Source organism: Vibrio sp. 2033 (assembly GCF_033339735.1).
This window is the reverse complement of sequence record NZ_JAWOVC010000002.1, coordinates 184,181-202,980: the sequence shown is the minus strand read 5'-3', so window position 1 is coordinate 202,980 and position 18,800 is coordinate 184,181. Positions and strand designations below refer to the sequence as shown.

Sequence of the window (18,800 nt, the reverse complement as noted above, 5' to 3'; positions counted from 1 at the left end):
GATTTTTGCAAACACTACCGTTACGGGCACCTATGGTGAGCTAGCATTGGTGGATGGGAAGTGGACGTATACGCTGGCCCAAAGCCTAGTTCAACAGCTGGACGAGGGTGATCAGGTACAAGACACCATCACTCTCACGGCAACCGATGGCACCCAACAAAACATCGTGATTGATATTACGGGCACCGAAGACACGCCAGTCGTGACGGGCACGTTCACCGGCAAGGTGACCGAAGGTAATCTCGGTGATGTTGCGACCGCAACAGGCACCATTGCTATTACTGATGTTGATAATGGCGACGATCCGATTTTTGCAAACACTACCGTTACGGGCACCTATGGTGAGCTAGCATTGGTGGACGGGAAGTGGACGTATACGCTGGACCAAAGCCTAGTTCAACAGCTAGACGAGGGTGACCAGGTACAAGACATCATCACCCTGACGGCAACCGATGGCACCCAACAAAACATCGTGATTGATATTACGGGCACTAATGATGTTCCTGAATTTGTTAGCGGAAATAATGACAACTTTGGTCTGGATGCCCAAGGTAAAACCGACATCGATAGTTACCAGTTTAGCGTTGATGAAAACAGTCAATCGGGTGTAATTGGAAAAGTAAATGCATTCGATGTCGATCAGGACAGTCAGATAACGTATCACTTAAACAGTCATAGCGAACTGTTTGAAATCAACAGTCTTACCGGTGAGATCAGTGTCAAAAATGGTGCAAATTTGGACCATGAATCTATCGATAACTACCAGCTAGAAGTGGAAGCTCGTGACCAGTTTGGCGGTAAAGACACCGCTCAGGTCGAAGTGTTGGTTCTCGATATTAATGAAGCCCCTATTGCTGAAGATGATAAGGGTATTGAAAAAACAACCAAGACAATTGACCAGAGCAACTGGGATGATAGCACTGATATCACTGTCGATTACTATGTGATTGATACTCGATCTGGAAACAAGGTTTCTGATGCATCGAAAGCTGATTATATTGGTGACGGTGACCACAAATATGGCGTTAGTTCTGCGCTAGACAGCGGCTCAGACCGGGTTCAAGATGGTCAGATTCGATATGATGATGCAACTGGACAAAGTGAAGCAATGCGCTTCTCCTTTGCTAAAGGTCAGGTTGCCGATCATGCTGAAGTTGAAGTGAAAAACCTATGGACAGACACTTCGAACGGTAGCTGGGAGCCTGGTATTGAGCGCGGTGTTTGGAAGGCTTACTACAAAGGTGACTTGGTTGCGACAGGTGTGTTTGAAGGTACCCGTGGTGGTAATCAAGTAGTCAACATCAATGCAGATGGGCGTTTCTTCGATAGTATTGAAATGTCTACTACCAGCTATAAAGACGGTGTCATTGATCCTAAAGGCTCAGAGTACTTTATTACTCAGGTATCAGCGGACCTGACGACCTTTGATGAAGCTTACCAGACCAACGGCTCAGGCACTTTAGAGCTGGATGTTCTAGCGAATGACAGCGACCCGGATGGTGACGCTCTGACTATTATCGACTATCCATCAGAAAGTTTCCTCAGTCTGCAAGATGGTAAATTGGTCTTTGATGCGGCCAAGTACCTAGAGTCACTGCCAGCTGATCAACAAACTCTGAAAACGGGTGAAGTGAAAGATTATACCTTCGAATACACCATCCGTGATGACGACGGCCTGACTGATAAAGCAGAAGTTACCGTTAGTGTGATGGGTGAGCCTATGTCGCTCAGTGATGCGCACGCAGCATTGGATGAATCTCAAGTTGGCACGGATACTGGCGTACATGCTGAAGGCAACTTTATCGCAAACCTCGGGTCTGCAACGGAGGCTGAATATCACTTCAACGCCGATCAAAACCTAGGTGGTTTCACCAGCGATGGTAAAGAGGTTGTGTTTGAAGTGAGTGCAGATCAGAGCACTCTAACTGGTTATACTGGAACAGGTGCCGACCGCATCAAAGTAGTTCAAGCCAACATAGATAGCAAAACGGGTCATTTCACAGTTGATCAACATATGCCCCTTGATCATTCGGAGCAGGGGGCGGACATGCTGGATATCCGCGCTAGGGTCGAGGTGGGTGCCGGAAGTCAGTCTGAGAGTGCCACCTTGCATCTGAATGTGACGGATTCATTACCGTCATCGTCTTCAGCTCACTACGAAATAAATGATGTTGATTCACAAAGTAATAGTGTTGTGATTGCACTTGATGCGTCAGAATCAATGCTCGACTGGGTAACAGATGCAGACGGACAATATGTTACTCGCTGGCAACTTGCTCAAGACTCTATTAAGTCAATGTTTGAGCAATACCAAGATTTGGGTCCAGTAAGTTTTAGAATTGCAACTTACAGCGGACAACCATCTGGCCAGATTTCTGAGTGGCTAGATTCTGCCGAGGCCATTGATGCCTTTATCTCTGGTATACATCCATATGCATCGACGCCATATAACCAGGCCGTTGACCAAATAAATGAAATACTTAGTGATCCAGAAGATGATGCATTGCTTAGTAATACCGATACCCAGCTTTACTTTATCTCAGATGGTCGACCTTCCGATTTTACCTATTGGACAAATCAAACGAACGTGGGAGAAATTCAAACCCGTGAAAACTTGATTAAGTGGTCAACATCAGATGATTTTGAAAGTGAACAGCGTTATCAGGACATAGTGAATGGTCGGGTTCAGCCTACTTCTGAAGAAGAGGGCATCATTCTGCAAAATGCGATGGAAAATGGCATCAGCAGTAGCGGTCAGGATGTTGAAAATATCTGGTCTGTCGGTATCGGTAATGGTGCGTCTCTGGAACATCTGGAGTCGATCGCGACAGATAAAGGCAGTGCTATTGTCGTTGTAGATGATTCTCAAATTGTGGATTTGCTTAGTAAAACGGTCTCAGGCCAGTTGCAAGGCAATCTTTTGGATGACAATGGCGGTGATGCTCAGTGGGTAGATCACATCACTATCGATGGCGAAATATATTACTACAACAAAGTAAACGGTGATGTCACTACCAGCGATGGAGCGAAAATATCGGATCATTCTCTCGCTCAGATTGATACCAACCACGGCAAGCTAACCATTAACTTTGAAAATGGTCACTACGACTATCAAGCGAGTAATGTTGTAGGTCACCAACAAGAGAAGCTTGACGTTACGGTTATTGATGCTGACGGTGATACTACAAATAGCGAAGTTACCATTGATATCCGAGATCGGGCACCAGAATTCATCAGTGTCGGTGATGCAGATCAAACCCACGGCACCGATGCCAACGGTATGCCAACAGAAGATACAGCAAGCTTTGACGTCGCTGAGCAAGAAGTTGGAGTATTAGTCGGCCAGGTGGAAGCGTTTGATCCGGATGGTAGTGACACCATAAAGTATGAATTGAGTGGTGGTGATGCTGATCTATTCCGTGTTGACTCTAAGAGTGGCGAGATTTGGCTGAAAGATGGTGTAAAACTGGATCACTCAACTCAGCAAACGTATCAGTTGGAAGTGTCTGCAAGTGATGGTGTGGATACCGATACAACTCAGGTTATCCTGAATGTCACTGAGAACCATGCCCCAACCTCATCTCCAGTTCAGGGCTTTGCTCAGATGGAAGACTTACCGATCAATAAAGTGACGGTAGTGTTCGACCATTCGAACAGTATGACCCGTACCTTTGACGGTGAGAATACCGTGGGTCGTGATGCAACCGCACCGAAAACTGAATCGAGAGCTTACAAAGCAGCTGCTGCGTTACATTCCATGGTTGAAAACATGACTGCCGATGGAGGAGAATCAAACACCTATATCCGCCTGGTACGTTTCGACGGTGATACATCCACACATAGCTGGCTGACCTTGAGTGACGTTGAGTTGATGACACGCCCACCAGAGATGAATGGCCGTGATCCAAACGACTTAAGTTTCCAAAATGAAGTGTCAGAATATGTGCGTAACTGGTGTGACGTAGAATACGGTACTAATACGGATTACGATAAAGCTTTAGAAGCTGTAATGGAGCCTGGTGAGGCAAGTAATGCCGTTTACCCTTGGCAGGATGGTTGGGACTATTTCGGTCCAGAAAAACCGTCAGAGAGTAAGGACACTATATTCTTTATCTCAGATGGCGAACCTAACCCTAGCGAGGGCGCTGTTACTTCTCCTGATCTAGCCGAGCGCTGGGAGGATTACAAACAGACTCATGACGCCAAAGTATATGGAATTGGTATCGCTCTCTCTGATAATGTAAAAGCAGCAGAGGCTCTAGATGAACTTAGCGACAAAGTGGTGTTTATCGACTCAGGTGAAGACTTGGGGCAGTACCTAAACCAGTTCTCTCCCGATCCAATTGCCGGTGAGTTACTGGCGGGAAGCCAGGACGCTGATGGTGACAGCATGACCGTTTCTTTGGCAGAAGGCGATTTCACTCTGTTGGGCGCAGACCTGCACGGTGTAAGTGTAAATCAGCCGTTAGTTTCTTCGTCCAGTGAAGTAGATGGTCAGCTTCATATCCAGACAGCGTTCGGCACCTTGGAAGTGTCATCCAATGGCAGTTATAGCTTTACTCAAAGCGATGAACTTACTCTACAGGGCGACCAGCAGGCGGATTTACATTTCTTGTTTAAAGTGTCTGATGGTAAAGGTGGCATAAGTGAAAACGTCTTTACACTTACATTAAACGATTCTGGTACCGATATTGTCCAAACTGAGCGCCATGCGTCGGTGGGAGATGAGTTTGCGAATAGCATCACTGGTGGCGAAAGTATTGATATTTTGCTAGGACAAGCAGGTGGAGATACGTTGAGTGGTGGCGCAGGCGATGACATTCTGGTTGGTGGGCTTGGAAACGATATCCTGATGGGAGGTCTAGGCAGTGACATCTTGACAGGTGGAGAGGGTATTGACACCTTTACCTTTACTCAGGAAGCACTGGACATGACGCCATCAAGAGATGTGATTAAAGACTTTAGGCTGGATGAAGACAAGTTGGATTTGAGTGATATTCTTGAGTTTGTCGGTGACGACACAACGGATATGGATAACTTGTTGGAACACGTAAGCGCAGACTACGATAGTGACCAAGATACTCTGAATTTGACGATTACTGGAGAAGGCAGCAACACAATGTCAGTGGCATTAGAGAACTTTGATTTATCAGGGTTGGAGCTAGGGTCGTCATCGACATCTCATGAAATCGTTGATCAGCTGTTCCATCACCAAGTTTTTAGCGTGGATTAATATTACCTGAAGATAACGTTATTTTAGTAAACAGCACCTGATTGAATCATCAGGTGCTGTTTTTCTTTTCTGCCGCTGTTAACTACTGACTTTTTGCTTAACCACTTCAAAAATTAGCAGTAGTAAATGCACTGCTTCTGCACTATAAGTGGTTCTTCGATTACATGTTTTGATAGCTCGGTCCACCGCCACCTTCTGGTGCTTTCCACGTGATGTTTTGCGAAGGATCTTTGATGTCACAGGTTTTGCAATGCACGCAGTTGGCGGCATTTATCTGAAACTTCAACTTACTCTCAACTTCCACCACTTCGTAAACCCCTGCAGGGCAATAGCGCTGGCTCGGCTCGTCATACATACCTAAATTCACATCAATTGGAATGTGAGGGTAAGTCAGAACAAGGTGACAAGGTTGATTCTCTTCGTGCTGTGTTCCCGACAAAAATACCGACGAAGGCTTATCAAAACTGATTTCACCATCTGGTTTTGGGTATGCAATTGGGTGGCACTCTTGTTTAGGTTTTAACTGCTCATGATCGTGCGAATAGTCCTTGATAGACCAAGGTAACGGTTTCTTAACCAGTGGTTGCCACAGGTTGTGTTCAAAAGTCGAAAGAGCACCGCCAAGTATGCTGCCAAACTTATGAATGTTCGCACCAAAGTTACGCGTTTCGGCGAGTTCGTCATACAACCATGATGATTCAAACAACGACTGGTAGTCTGGCTCAGAAGCTCCAGTTTGTCGGGCCGTATGTACCGCTTCTGCTGCAATGATTCCGGATTTCATTGCTGTGTGGCTGCCTTTAATTTTAGCAACGTTCAAAGTCCCCGCATCACAACCAATCAATAAACCGCCAGGGAATTGCTGTCTCGGCAGAGAGGAAAGTCCACCTTTCGCAATGGCTCTTGCGCCGTAAGCGATGCGTTGAGCACCTTTCAAATGTGGTTCAATAGCCGGATGGTGCTTAAAGCGTTGAAATTCGTCAAACGGACTCAAGTAAGGATTGCTGTAATTCAAGTCGACAATAAGCCCGACGGCGATTTGGTTGTTCTCCATGTGATAGAGAAAACCGCCGCCTGTGGTATTTGTTTCACTCAAGGGCCAGCCAGCGGAGTGGATAACACTGCCAGATACATCCTTGCTGTCAGTGGGTAACTCCCATATCTCTTTTAGGCCAAGCGCGTAGTGCTGTGGTTGCTTTCCTGCGTCTAGGTCGAACCTTTGAATAAGTTCTTTACCCAGATGTCCGCGACAACCTTCAGCAAAAAGGGTGTATTTTGCCCTTAGCTCGATACCTGGTTCAAAGTTAGGTTTGGCCTGGCCGTTCTTATCTAGTCCCATATCGCTCGTGTTAATGCCTGTCACGGCGCCAGTCTGATCATAATTGATGCTTGCAGCGGCAAAGCCCGGAAAAACTTCCACCCCAAGATTTTCTGCTTGGTTAGCGAGCCAACGGCAAAGGTTGGCAAGGCTAATTACGTAATTATTCTCGCCATTTATCATTGGACGCGGTGTAAGGAAGTGGGGAACGCGAATATGGTTTTGTTCAGTAGTAAGATAAAGGAAATTATCTCGTTGAACCGAGGCTGCTAGCGGGGCCTCCATTTCTTTCCAGTCGGGGAAAAGCTCATCTAAGGCACTAGTTTCAAAAACAGCGCCAGATAAAATATGTGCGCCCACTTCTGAGCCTTTTTCTACAACGCAAATTGAAAGTGCGTCACCTTCACTGTCTTGGCTGAGTTGAGCTAGCCGACAAGCGGCGCTTAAGCCTGCAGGTCCGGCCCCCACGATCACGACATCAAACTCCATGCATTCTCGTTCCATCTTTATGCTTCCTTTCTATTATCGTCATCTGCGTGACAGGTTTTGGTTTCTATACAGAAAACTATAGCTCAGTTGACGTTAACGTGAAGTGGACTAAGCTCAAGTAATGGATCTGACGTGTTATATGAGGCATGACCATGGAAGACCGACCATTAGCAACACTTGTGCTCGCAGAGCATGACAACCAATCGTTGGCTGTAGGGACGCTGTGTGCAATTAAAGCGGCATTTGAGATTAAGGATGATGATAAATCGCTTCCTGTTTCTGTGTTGCTTATTGGTTATCAGTGCCAATCAGTTTTGGATGAGTTGAATTGCGTTCAGGGTGTTGCAGAAATTATCTGGGTTGATGCGAAGGGATATGAACATGGCTTAGCGGAAAATATCGCACCTTTGATCTCACAAGTAGCCAAAAACTACTCACACATTCTTTCTCCTGCCAGTACATTTGGTAAGAATGTGATGCCTCGTGTGGCGGCGTTGCTTAATGTTGGTCAACTTTCTGACGTGATGACAATCGAGTCTATCGATACGGTGATTCGTCCAATTTATGCTGGAAATGCATTGGCGAGAGTCACGTCGAATGATCTCTATAAAGTGATGACCATAAGAAGTACGGCTTTTGATGCCGCAGAGCTATCTGACACGCCAGTTGTCCCTAAGCTTACTCAAGTCGACACGGTGATTATCAATAAACTTAGTGAGTTTGTTTCGCAACAAACGCCAGAAAGTGAGCGACCAGAATTGCCAGCGGCTAGAGTAGTGGTGTCGGGGGGGCGTGCATTCGGGAGTAAAGAGAAGTTTGTTTTAGTAGAACAATTGGCTGACAAGCTAGGTGGAGCGGTAGGGGCGTCACGAGCGGCGGTCGATGCGGGCTATGTGTCTAATGACCATCAAGTCGGGCAAACCGGCAAAATTGTTGCACCGGAGTTATACATTGCCGTCGGAATTTCTGGCGCGATCCAGCATTTGGCGGGAATGAAAGATTCCAAGGTGATTGTTGCAATTAATAGCGATCCGGATGCTCCTATTTTTGACATTGCAGATTATGGATTGGTCGGCGATTTGTTTGTGGTAATGCCTGAGCTATTAGAGAAGCTGTAGATATAGTCTTGTTCCCTAAAACAAAAGGCTTCCGGACTGGAAGCCTTTATCATTTGATTTTAATAAGTTACTTTTCGCTCGGACGTTGCAGGTGCTCTGCAAGTACTTTCGTAAACCTTGCAGCTTCACCACCAGTACAAGCGCGATGATCAAACGTTACGGATAGCGGCATTGCTTTCACCGAAATTGCTTGACCATTTCTTATCACAACTCGGTCGAGTATTCGGCCCGCGCCGACAATAGCGACTTGTGGCGGTGTGACGACAGGTGTTGCGTAAATACCGGCAATCGCGCCGAAGTTGGAAAGCGTAATCGTCGCGTGCTGCAATTGCTCACGACCGATTTTTCTCTCTCTGATCCCTTCAACGGTTTGATCGAGCCAACGACGAACATCTTGTGGCTCGTATTCATCTGCGTGGCGCAAAACTGGTACGTACAATCCATGACGGCTATCTACTGCAATTCCTACATTGACCGTTGTGTGTACACAGCGTGTCATGGTTTCGGCATCAAACCAAGCGTTTAAAGCAGGCTCTTCTTGACACGCATGAACAATCGCTTGAACAAGGCGGATACTGATATCTTCGTTTGGCAGCCAATCTTCCAACAACGCTTCTTCCGTAATGGTTACGGCGGCAACATGTTCGTGCGACTCGGTCATAGACGATACCATGGTACGTCGAGCGCCTTTCAAAACTTCGGTGCCTGGACGCTGTTTTCCGGCTTCGTCGTAAATATCGGCATCTACGATAAGTCCGTTCGGGCCACTACCTGACACGAGGTTAAGATCCACCCCAAGTTTTTGTGCCAACAAGCGAGCCGAAGGCAGGGCGGTAACGAGGTTACTTTCTGTCGTGTTGTGGTTGCCACCAATCCAGAAATCATCAACGTTTACATGATGCGCTTGGTGAGAAACGCTACCGACGACGGTTGCGGCGTCAGCAGTGGCTTTTTTCTCTGCCGTTACTTCTCTCCCGGCACCTGTTTCATCAATCTCTAGCAGTAATGCACCAATATTGACGATTTCACCTTCCTCACCATGACGGCTGACCACACGGCCCGAATAGGGGGCAGGGACGTCTACCGTCGCTTTTGCTGTCTCTACGGTTAAGATCACTTGATCTAATTTAACCATGTCTCCGACATTAACGTGCCATTTGACAATTTCTGACTCAGCGAGACCTTCACCGAGATCGGGTAAATTAAACGTCTTCATTTCCAATCCTCCACGAGTTCGCGTGCCGCGGTCACAATGTCTTCTTCCTGAACCATGAAATAATCTTCGTTACGGTAATAAGGCATAATGGTGTCCATTCCAGTTACTCGTTTAGGTGGGGCTTTAAGTAAGCACATGGCATGTTCAGCGGTTCGAGCTAATAGCTCAGAGCCCACACCACAAGTTTTACTCGCTTCATGAACAACGAGTAAACGTCCAGTTTTTTCTAGTGAGCTGAAAATCGTCGCGGTATCAATTGGCTTAATACTCGCCAAATCAATCACCTCGACTTCAATCCCCTGACTAGACAAGGTTTGCGCGGCCTGAAGTGACTCTACGACGCATGCGCCCCAAGTAACGAGCGTGATATCTCGCCCCTTACGCAAGGTGAAGCAGGTGTCGAGTGGGAGTGCTTCGCCGTTATCAACGACTTCAGATTTAACGGTGCGATATATGCGCTTCGGTTCGAAGAACATGACGGGATCATTGCTTCTAATTGCAGCGAGAAGTAAGCCGTATGCGCGTTGTGGAGAAGAAGGAATCACCACTTTAAATCCAGCAGTGTGAGCAAATAGCGCTTCCACGCTTTCTGAGTGGTGTTCCGGAGCGTGGATACCGCCGCCAAATGGCGCACGAAAAACCGCGGGACAAGTGAGCCGACCGCGAGTTCTGTTACGCATTCGAGCCGCGTGGCACATTAAGTGCTCCATCGCAGGAAAAACGAAACCTTGAAACTGAAATTCGGCGACAGGTCGTAATCCTTGCGTTGCCATACCGACCGCAACCCCGCCGATTAAGGCTTCAGCGAGTGGCGTATCGATGACTCGTTTAAGACCAAACTCTTGCTTGAGTCCAACAGTGGCACGAAATACACCACCATTATCGCCCACGTCTTCACCTAATACGACAACATTGGGGTCTTGTTGCATTTCGTGGTGCAGGGCAAGGTTTACTGCTTCAACCAACGTTAGCTCAGCCATGTCTGCCTCCCTGCATTCTCATTGCCTTGTTGATGAGTTCATCTCTTTGTGCATGAAGCTCTTGAGGTAGCGATTCATACAAATAATCGAAACCGGTTTCTGGTGCTTGTGGCGGTAAGCTCAGATAGCGTTCAACAGCTAACTCTACTTGCTCTTTACAGTAATCTAGCCATTGCTGTTCTTGTTCGTCGCTCCAAGCGCCTTGATTAAGGAGATACGTTTTAAGACGTGCGATAGGTTCGTATTGCCATGCAGTTTGAACATCATCTTCTTTACGATAACGAGTCGCATCATCGGCCGTAGTGTGGTCACTCAGTCGGTAACTCACCGCTTCGATGAGTGTTGCGCCTTTCCCTTTTCTTGCTCTCTCAAGGGCGGTTCTAGTTGCATCATAAACGGCGACGACATCGTTACCATCGACAGTAATACCCGGTATACCTGCACCTTGCGCTTTTTCTGATAAGAAATCGGCGGCACATTGGAGACTACGCGGCACTGAAATTGCCCACTGGTTATTGTTTACGACGAAAACAAGTGGAATATTCCAAGTACCTGCGCAGTTTATTGACTCAAGAAAGTCCCCTTTGGATGTACCACCATCGCCGCACATGACTAGCGCAGCTTCATGGTTACCTTGAATTTTTAGCGCGGAAGCCACCCCGACAGCATGCGTACATTGCGTCGCTATGGGTACACAGTAGGGAAGGTCTCGGCTAGGAACCGGACTGCCTTCAGGAGCAAAATCACTCCCGCGCTCATCGCCACCCCAGTATTGAAGGTTCTTTTCCATGCCAATGCCACGACACCACATCGCAGGCATATCGCGGTAGTAAGGGACAAACACATCATCGGCTTTAAGTGCTCTGCCGACCGCAATGCCTATGGCTTCCGCGCCTAAGTGTGAGGGATAGGTCCCTAGCTTACCGGTGCGTTGCAAGGCAACTGCTTTGTTGTCGTAAGTGCGAGTTAATACCATATCTCGGTAAAACCCGACCAATGTTTCATTGTCAGCCCAGTTGGGTAGTTGGCCGACTAGGTCCCCACGATGGTCGATAAACCGATGCATGGGTAATGCCTGAACGTTCATCTCAAGCTCCTTTTGACGCTGCGGGTCTTTTGGACTGCAGCTGTTCATACAAAACCAGAGTTTGTATGGGTACTCAAACTCTGATATCAGCGCAAAGGCCATACCTAAGGTTGCGTGTGCTTTCGATAGCGGTAGGCATCTGTTCGTCCCTTAAACTATTTGTCGATAACATCGCTGCGACTATTTCACCGCAAGATACAGAGAAAGGCTTTTCTGTATCTAACCCTCTAACTAAATCGTGGTATAGCCAGATACAATAAGTGTAAACAAATTGTTAAATTATGCTTCATTTTGACTTTCGCTCAGTAGTAAAGTTTTGCTTACACCCTGATTTTGCAGAGTAATATGCTGCTATTTTGTTGGTGGTATTTTTAAACTCGAATTTAATTACTGGTTAATGAAACATATTTGCAACAAAATTTGGCTGTAAAATTTGACAAAGTGAGTCATTATTAATGAATCAACTCAAACAGTTGCTATATGATGAATTGCAAATTTTTGTTGTGCTCGAAGCCTCGACCTTATGAGAATGCATAACTTCTTCCCAACTGAGTGGAATCAAGGTAGGGTGACGGCATTACAAATGTATACCCTCGGCAGTCCTTGAGCTTATCCAAAGTAGGTGGTGCTCAAGCGGAAGTGATTATGGAGAAGTTATGTACCACGCTCATGTTTATTTTCCCCTAAGAGAACAAGATAAAGCGCAAGCCTTGAACGAGATCATCCGTCAAGAGCGTCAAGATGTGCTGCGTGTGTTTCCATTAGTTGGAAGGTTAGTTGGCCCACACAAGATGCCGATGTTTGAAATTCACCTAGAATCATTGAGTGAAGAGTTCTTGGCGTGGCTTGATACGATTCGAGGCGATTTTTCTGTGCTTATTCACCCAGTAAGCGAAGAAGAGTTGCTCGATCACACAGAACGCGCGATTTGGTTGGGCAGAGAGATTGGTGTATTTGAAGAAAAGTTAGAGAAATAGTTGCTCTTCTCGCCCATGCATGACCGCTTTGAATCCTTCTCTTCTCATTGCGGTCGCAGCTTCTGCTTAACGCCTCATCTTCATTGATGGGTGCGGAATCCCTCTCTTACGCTTTGCTGTAGTTATTTTTGTGCTAAACCTAAAAGTAGGCTTTCGAACTTCACGCACAAAGCGTGAAAATGTTGCTGTTTAGCATGCCATTAAATGAATTTTGGTGGTAATAAAATAATAAGTCTTTGATAAATCAAATAGGTATAGCAGGGAAGTGCAGTTTACGACCCCAACGCCATTGGCAGTGGCGCCGATAATTTATGAGGGGGAAGGGTATGTTTTCAATACTCTTGGTTATACTTGCACTCTATATATTTTGGCTGTTGTTTCGCAACGGGCCTGCGTTTGCCGGGCGTACCGCTCAAAAAAAACGTGACTGGGTTGGGCCTACCGCCAACAAAGAAGAGTGGCGAGGATTTTGTACGGATGTATTTCAGCCGTTCAGTTCTCAAACGACTTTCTACGCCATTGCTTATTTTGCCAATTACGTAGCAGCAGCGAACGCAATATCTTGGTCAACGATATACGAAGGCGATTATCCGGTCATCATAAGCCGATTTGGTAGCTACTTCATTTTAAGCACGCATGATGCACTGGTCGTAGCTGGGTTTATTGCGCTTGCTTTCTTTATCATTAATTGGCAACTTGCCATGCGCTGCTCTGGTATTCTTAGCCAGTATCTAGTGCGGATTCTTATTATTAATCAAAAGCGCTTTGTCGCGATTAGCTTGGTGTTTTGCAGCTACTTTTCGTACCTACTGACGCTTGGTATATTCTGGCTGTTCCATGATGGGTATTCAATCTGGCATGGATTAATGCTTAGCCCAGTGTTCCTGTTGTTAGCTTTATTGGTAGCGGCTGTTGTGCCATCTGCAAAAAGAGAAAATAGTGTACCTAAGTAATCCCGAGATGGTTTGTTCAGCGGGAATAGTTTGGCTTGTAGACTAGGTAGTGAGGTAAAGGACTAGCGAGTCTAAATCACGAAGTGGCAACAAAGTATACGAGCCGAGATCTTTACTTCATCAGATATTTGGATGGCTTTGGGGCGTTTACTTAAGCAAGGTAGGCTGCACTTTTAACTCGATCAGATTATCACGTTCTGGTTTAGCCTTATCGAATGACAAAATAAAGCTGCAATTCGATAACCCTAGACAAGATGATATGTCTTCGTAAAAGGGTGAAGTGTTCGTACTGGGAACTTAGAATTAAAAAACGCGGCCAAAGAATAGCCGCGTTTATTAGAATAAGAGATTTAACTTTCTGTCACAGGTTCAGAGGCTTGTTCAGCGCTTGAATCCACAGCTTTTACAAGTAGTAGACCAACACCTCCGACGATGGCACCACATAGAATAAACACTAAGCGCCCCCATACTGGGTTAGGTAGCAGAGCCATAAACATGACACCTATACCTGCGACCGCGATAAGTTTACCCAGCATTTGACGTTGCTTGTTATCGAGTTTTCTCTGTGCCACTGATTCCGCTACAAGAGGCGTTGATAGGTTTTCAAAGAACTTATCGACATCTGCTTGACGTTTGTCAGTTAGAGGCTTGTAGAATAGAGTCGACAACATGAAGAAGCCACCAGTTAGCGTCATGTGTCCGATTAGACCTATTGCTACTTTCACATCAGACCATTCTCGGCTAGTCAACTCCTCAAGGCCAAACGCCGATGACACCATATCAGCTGTGATAACAAACCCAACAAGGTAGGAAACGATGCCACCCACGACTAGAGTTCCCCAACCTGCCCAGTCTGGAGTTTTCTTGATAAAGAAGCCTAAAAACGCTGGAATTGTCATTGGGAATCCGATGAGCGCACCAACGTACATCATAGTGTCGAATAGACTCAGACCTTTTAGAGAGTTTATAAACTGCGCGATTAGAATAATTGCAACGCCAAATACCGCCGATGTTGCTTTAGAAACTGCGACTAGCTCTTTCTCTGATGCTTGGCCTTTACGAACGATCGGTTCATAAAAGTTCTTTACGAAAATACCTGAGTTGCGGTTAAGACCAGAGTCCATAGAGGACATCGTAGCAGCAAACATTGCAGCGACCAGAAGTCCAACCATACCTGCTGGCATGTATTCTTGAACGAAGTATAGGTACGCGAAGTCGCCTGCTTTGTTACCAGCATCTGGATAAGCTGCCGCTAAATCAACACCTTGGCCTGCAATATACCAAGAAGGCATGAACCAAATGAAAACTCCACCCAGCATCAATACACATGCTAGCAAAGCTGCTTTTTTTGCATTTTTAGAGTCTTTTGCAGCTAGGTAACGGTAAGAGTTCAACATATTGTTTGTAATAGAGAACTGCTTAACGAAGATAAAGAACGCCCAAATACTAAAGATGCTTAAGTAGTTCAGGTTGTTACCTGCAACAAAGCTCCCACTTTCTGCGACTGGGAAGTTAGAGATAATTTCAGTAACGCCACCACCTTGAACAATAGCAACGGCTGCACATGTGATTGTTACCGCCATGATGATGACCATTTGCATGAAATCGGAGGCGATAACCGCCCAAGAGCCGCCAGTTACCGACATCGCAAGTACAACTAAACCGGTAATCCAGATGGTTGCTGTCATATCAAAACCAAAAATACCTGAAGCTATAATAGCAAGGGCGTTAAGCCATACACCTGCAGAGACAACACTGTTTGGCATCGAAGACCAAGTAAATACTTGTTCGTTTGTTGTACCAAAACGCATACGAATGGCTTCTATGACAGTTACGACGCGTAACTGACGAAATTTCGGTGCAAAGTAAGCGAAGTTCATGAAGTAACCAAACGCGTTTGCAAGGAAAATAATAGCGACAGCAAAACCATCATTGTAGGCTTTACCAGCGGCGCCAGTAAATGTCCAAGCAGAGAATTGAGTCATAAACGCCGTTGCTCCAACCATCCACCAAAGCATGTTGCCGCCACCTCGGAAGTAGTCGCTTGTAGTACTAGTAAAAGTTCTGAACATCCAACCTATTGCGATTAAGAATAGAAAATAGATGCCCACAATGAGAGTATTGAGTTCCATCTTTAGACCTTTGAAGTAGTTTATTGTCCTGAGTAATAGTAACGTTCGCCTCTCTTATTTGTAGTACAATAACTCAAAATCGTGACCAGTAAGGCGTAATAAACCCTTTAATTAATCATACAAGTGATCGGTGTCAGATATTGCTTTTCTCTGAAGATGCTAAAGGTGTCGAGTTTAGGTATGGGTTCTATGAATATACTTATAAAGAATCTTAAGTCCTCTAATAAGAATGGACGCGGATTTGCATATCTGGCAGAGGGATATAACATCGATTGATGTAGGATTGTTAAAAAAAAAAGCCCATGCAAGCCTGTACTGCATGGGCCAAACGGTACTAGTACCGCGAGCTGTCGGCTGAAGTTCGCAACAGCGGCTTTACATGATTACTAACCACTTAAGATGACGTTCGAGGGGACATCACCTGAATTCGGTTGTTTATGTAACACTGCTAGATCTTCGACAATCATTGCGCACATGCAATGCTAAGCTCTCTAAAATGTAGTTATGATATGGAGCAACTAATCAGTTTACACTCGCTCTGATGTTGGCAAGTGACAATGGCTATTCGCTGCATTTTGCTAATGTCGCCCCATTAATGATATTGTATTATTAATTAAGGTAAATGCTGATGATACCAAATTGTGACAGAGAACATGTTTAGCAAATAGGCCTGTGATCTGGATGATTACAGGCTAAGCCGATAAAGGGGCCCGACTGTCGCTTTTGTCTGAGGTGCGATACGGGTTTGTTGAACTAATAGTAACTCTGCAGTTGCAATTGCATCTGCAAGTGCATTATGGCCGTTGTAAGTGGGTAACCCGTAACGTTCCCTTGTCGCTGCTAGAGTCACATCTGATTCATCGGAAGCATTGATAGCTCTTTGTAACCTTTTTTCTATTCGCAAGGTGTCTATCCAAATGAGCGGCAACTCTTTTATGTTGAAAACTCGCTGTAAATATTGATTAATAAAGCTAGTTTCGACTATACATCCGTGCGCAACAATAACTTTGTTTTCTGCTGCTTTAAAGAATGTCCGCATTGCTTCATGAATAGAGATTCCATCAGTCAGCATTTGTTGGGTAATATGGTTAACAACTATGGTTTCGGGCTTAATTTTTGAGTCGCTATGTACATAAAGGTGTTGGCTTGTTGCTAAGTCAATATGGCCTTGTCGAATCTCTACCCAGCCCATGGAAAGAATGACTTCTTCCTCACTGTCTAAGCCAGTTGTTTCAAGATCTAGAACGATGAACTCAGTGTCAAAAGCTCGTTGATTTACGTCCAGATTTGGCGAGCGAAGCAGCTTTTTAAGATAAAGAGGGATGTGCTTCTTTTTACAGTGCTTTTGTCTCTGACGATTTTTTCGTGTCAATGGATGAAAGTACTCAAGTAAGCGCTTCATTATCGGCTCCCAAAACGGAGTTTGGCGACTTCTTGTAGATCTGCAATGATGCGGAACGCGTCTTTTAAATGTTGACGTTCAAAACTACCGAACGTATTGGGGTCAATGTGGTTATTTGGCTCATCTCCACTTTTTAGTGCTTCTAATTGATGGGCAAATCGAAACGACAAGATGAATTGATATGCGTTTATTATATTTTTGTACGCGTCATGGCTGAGCAGCCCTTTTTCGTTAGCTGCTTTAAAACGCTCATCAGTTGCAGTGAGGTCGCATTCAACTGCCAGACCATAAATCCTTGCAAGATCAATGATTAGATTAATCGCGTATTTTTTTACGTCGAGCGTTTTCTTGTTCTCTCCCGATTTTTGTAATACTAGGCTATTGAATATTCCTAACGGTGGGTTTGTTTTCACCGCATCGTTAACTAACATCGTAAGGAATTCTCTATTAGCGTTGATGTTAGAGTGAAGCTCATCGCGAAGTATCTGTTCAAAGTCTTTGTTTCCATAAACGGTTCGGATTTCTAAAAAGACACTGATATTGAGGAGGCGCTCGTATTCAGGATTTGCCACCCATTTCTTATAGTACTTTTTCCAAACAGAGAGAGGCTGGCACCATTTAGGGGTCGCTGCCATAAACTTCCCTGGACACAATGGATAGTTACATTTATTCAGGCCATTACTTACTATCATTGCTAAATGTTTGAAGTAGATACGGTCGTTATCTGTTGCCGAATCATCTAATACGATGGCGCTATCTTGATCTGACAGCATATGTACTTCTTGGCGAGCATGAGAGCCTGCCACAATCCAAGAGAAGTCACAGGGAGGTGTTCCCAACTTATCAATGGCTATTTGTATTAACCTACGAGTGTACGCATCCATAATCATGGTCATCACTTTACCAATGATTTCTGGTGAAACCCGTCCTTCGACTAATGCTTCAAAAATAGCTTGGCGCTCAGACGTAAAACTAGACAAAGCTTTGACACTGCCAGCATATTTGATCTTTTCAATTAAAAATATTGCTTGGACTCGATGGTTTTGAACCAAGTGCGTTGTTGTCAAAACGCCAACGACGTTATTGTCTCTGACTAGGGGTAAATTTCTTATGTTGTGCTGCATCATAATGGAGGCTGCGTGCAGAACTAAATCGTCAGGATGAATTGTTTTAGGATCAGGCGACATGACTTCGACGACTGGTGTTGAGATGCTTAATCCTTTGGCGATGACTCGCTTTGTCATATCTCGGTCGGTAATCAGTCCAACTATTTTTTTATCACGATAAACGACAGCGCAGGGAGAGCACTTATCGATCATCTCGTTGGCGACTGACTGAATGGATTGCTCAGCGGTTACAATTGCAACTCGACCACTAGCAACTTCCTCTACACGCCGAATAAACAACCCTTTTTCTTTGTTAGACCACACGACATCTAATGCTGACTTTAGCCGTACCTGAGCTTGTGATGCAAAATGTTCAGCACATTCAGGATGAGAAGTGCACAACTTTTTCAGCGCAGCATTTGGAATTACATAAACTAATGAATTTTCGATTGCAATTGCTTTGTATTCTTTCCCGCTTTCGACTTCGTTACCAAGAAAAGTGAAGCCAAACAAATCTTCCGGACCAAGTTTAGCTCTCAATATGCCATCAGATTTACGCTGTTCGATAGAGCCAGTTCTAATAATATAAAGTGACTTTTCGTTCTTAGAAGAACATTGATCAACAACATCCCCCTTGCTTAAATAAGTGATCTTAACAGATGAAGCAAGCTCGCGAAGTGCACCTTTAGGTACCTTGTCAAACGGATCAATCTGGCTGATAAACTGTATGATATTTGGCAGTAGCGAGTCGGTCATAACACAACATTCTCAAAATACATTTGTATTACT

Annotated in this window: 12 protein-coding genes; 5 read left to right on the top strand and 7 right to left on the bottom strand. The window is 45.2% G+C overall.

Annotated features, from left to right (window positions below):
• Nucleotides 1-5,233 (top strand): VCBS domain-containing protein (locus tag R7P74_RS04215; protein WP_318122700.1); only part of this gene is annotated, 5,233 nt, incomplete at its 5' end.
• A gap of 160 nt (nucleotides 5,234-5,393) precedes the next feature.
• On the opposite strand, the gene R7P74_RS04210 is transcribed toward R7P74_RS04215, so the two are convergent.
• Nucleotides 5,394-7,055 carry an electron transfer flavoprotein-ubiquinone oxidoreductase gene (locus R7P74_RS04210; protein WP_262634116.1) on the bottom strand — a complete coding sequence of 554 codons (1,662 nt, stop codon included), beginning with the start codon at nucleotides 7,053-7,055 and terminating at the stop codon, nucleotides 5,394-5,396.
• A gap of 137 nt (nucleotides 7,056-7,192) precedes the next feature.
• Between R7P74_RS04210 and R7P74_RS04205 the strand changes: the two genes are divergently transcribed.
• Complete coding sequence (locus tag R7P74_RS04205) at nucleotides 7,193-8,158, top strand: electron transfer flavoprotein subunit alpha/FixB family protein (RefSeq protein ID WP_054574341.1); 966 nt, start codon at nucleotides 7,193-7,195, stop codon at nucleotides 8,156-8,158.
• Between the two features lie 67 nt (nucleotides 8,159-8,225).
• Here the strand turns inward: R7P74_RS04205 and R7P74_RS04200 are convergent, their stop codons facing one another.
• From R7P74_RS04200 to pdhA, 3 genes are read right to left on the bottom strand one after another with little or no spacing between them, the layout of a single operon-like run.
• Nucleotides 8,226-9,374, bottom strand: a complete 1,149-nt coding sequence (locus R7P74_RS04200; RefSeq protein ID WP_005375831.1) for a dihydrolipoamide acetyltransferase family protein — start codon at nucleotides 9,372-9,374, stop codon at nucleotides 8,226-8,228.
• Nucleotides 9,371-10,354, bottom strand: coding sequence for an alpha-ketoacid dehydrogenase subunit beta (locus R7P74_RS04195; protein ID WP_017634235.1), 984 nt, complete (start codon nucleotides 10,352-10,354; stop codon nucleotides 9,371-9,373). Before R7P74_RS04195 ends, R7P74_RS04200 begins: the two co-directional genes overlap by 4 nt.
• The gene (gene pdhA / locus R7P74_RS04190; RefSeq protein WP_137282563.1) at nucleotides 10,347-11,441 is read right to left on the bottom strand and encodes a pyruvate dehydrogenase (acetyl-transferring) E1 component subunit alpha; all 1,095 of its coding nucleotides are present in this window, start codon (nucleotides 11,439-11,441) and stop codon (nucleotides 10,347-10,349) included. The genes R7P74_RS04195 and pdhA overlap by 8 nt, the downstream gene beginning before the upstream one ends.
• A 65-nt stretch (nucleotides 11,442-11,506) precedes the next feature.
• On the opposite strand from pdhA, the gene R7P74_RS04185 reads away from it, so the two are divergent.
• The 3 genes from R7P74_RS04185 to R7P74_RS04175 all read left to right on the top strand — a co-directional run bounded on the left by R7P74_RS04185 (nucleotide 11,507) and on the right by R7P74_RS04175 (nucleotide 13,371).
• Nucleotides 11,507-11,701, top strand: a complete 195-nt coding sequence (locus tag R7P74_RS04185) for a hypothetical protein (RefSeq protein WP_127891143.1) — start codon at nucleotides 11,507-11,509, stop codon at nucleotides 11,699-11,701.
• 396 nt (nucleotides 11,702-12,097) lie between these two features.
• Nucleotides 12,098-12,418 (top strand): DOPA 4,5-dioxygenase family protein, encoded by a 321-nt coding sequence (locus R7P74_RS04180; RefSeq protein WP_005375836.1) that lies wholly within the window; start codon nucleotides 12,098-12,100, stop codon nucleotides 12,416-12,418.
• 326 nt (nucleotides 12,419-12,744) lie between these two features.
• Nucleotides 12,745-13,371, top strand: coding sequence for a hypothetical protein (locus R7P74_RS04175; protein ID WP_318122699.1), 627 nt, complete (start codon nucleotides 12,745-12,747; stop codon nucleotides 13,369-13,371).
• Between the two features lie 350 nt (nucleotides 13,372-13,721).
• Here the strand turns inward: R7P74_RS04175 and R7P74_RS04170 are convergent, their stop codons facing one another.
• The 3 genes from R7P74_RS04170 to R7P74_RS04160 all read right to left on the bottom strand — a co-directional run bounded on the left by R7P74_RS04170 (nucleotide 13,722) and on the right by R7P74_RS04160 (nucleotide 18,767).
• Complete coding sequence (locus R7P74_RS04170) at nucleotides 13,722-15,503, bottom strand: sodium:solute symporter family transporter (RefSeq protein ID WP_031781211.1); 1,782 nt, start codon at nucleotides 15,501-15,503, stop codon at nucleotides 13,722-13,724.
• 685 nt (nucleotides 15,504-16,188) lie between these two features.
• Nucleotides 16,189-16,905 carry a 3'-5' exonuclease gene (locus R7P74_RS04165; protein ID WP_318122698.1) on the bottom strand — a complete coding sequence of 239 codons (717 nt, stop codon included), beginning with the start codon at nucleotides 16,903-16,905 and terminating at the stop codon, nucleotides 16,189-16,191.
• Nucleotides 16,905-18,767 carry a putative nucleotidyltransferase substrate binding domain-containing protein gene (locus tag R7P74_RS04160; protein WP_132936392.1) on the bottom strand — a complete coding sequence of 621 codons (1,863 nt, stop codon included), beginning with the start codon at nucleotides 18,765-18,767 and terminating at the stop codon, nucleotides 16,905-16,907. The genes R7P74_RS04165 and R7P74_RS04160 overlap by 1 nt, the downstream gene beginning before the upstream one ends.
• Nucleotides 18,768-18,800: the final 33 nt, after the last annotated feature.

Excerpts from the sequence above, each read along its gene's own strand:
- R7P74_RS04210 (WP_262634116.1), bottom strand. The coding sequence starts at position 7,055 with ATGGAACGAGAATGCATGGAGTTTGATGTCGTGATCGTGGGGGCCGGA.
- R7P74_RS04205 (WP_054574341.1), top strand. The coding sequence starts at position 7,193 with ATGGAAGACCGACCATTAGCAACACTTGTGCTCGCAGAGCATGACAAC.
- R7P74_RS04200 (WP_005375831.1), bottom strand. The coding sequence starts at position 9,374 with ATGAAGACGTTTAATTTACCCGATCTCGGTGAAGGTCTCGCTGAGTCA.
- R7P74_RS04195 (WP_017634235.1), bottom strand. The coding sequence starts at position 10,354 with ATGGCTGAGCTAACGTTGGTTGAAGCAGTAAACCTTGCCCTGCACCAC.
- pdhA (WP_137282563.1), bottom strand. The coding sequence starts at position 11,441 with ATGAACGTTCAGGCATTACCCATGCATCGGTTTATCGACCATCGTGGG.
- R7P74_RS04185 (WP_127891143.1), top strand. The coding sequence starts at position 11,507 with ATGGGTACTCAAACTCTGATATCAGCGCAAAGGCCATACCTAAGGTTG.
- R7P74_RS04180 (WP_005375836.1), top strand. The coding sequence starts at position 12,098 with ATGTACCACGCTCATGTTTATTTTCCCCTAAGAGAACAAGATAAAGCG.
- R7P74_RS04175 (WP_318122699.1), top strand. The coding sequence starts at position 12,745 with ATGTTTTCAATACTCTTGGTTATACTTGCACTCTATATATTTTGGCTG.
- R7P74_RS04170 (WP_031781211.1), bottom strand. The coding sequence starts at position 15,503 with ATGGAACTCAATACTCTCATTGTGGGCATCTATTTTCTATTCTTAATC.
- R7P74_RS04165 (WP_318122698.1), bottom strand. The coding sequence starts at position 16,905 with ATGAAGCGCTTACTTGAGTACTTTCATCCATTGACACGAAAAAATCGT.
- R7P74_RS04160 (WP_132936392.1), bottom strand. The coding sequence starts at position 18,767 with ATGACCGACTCGCTACTGCCAAATATCATACAGTTTATCAGCCAGATT.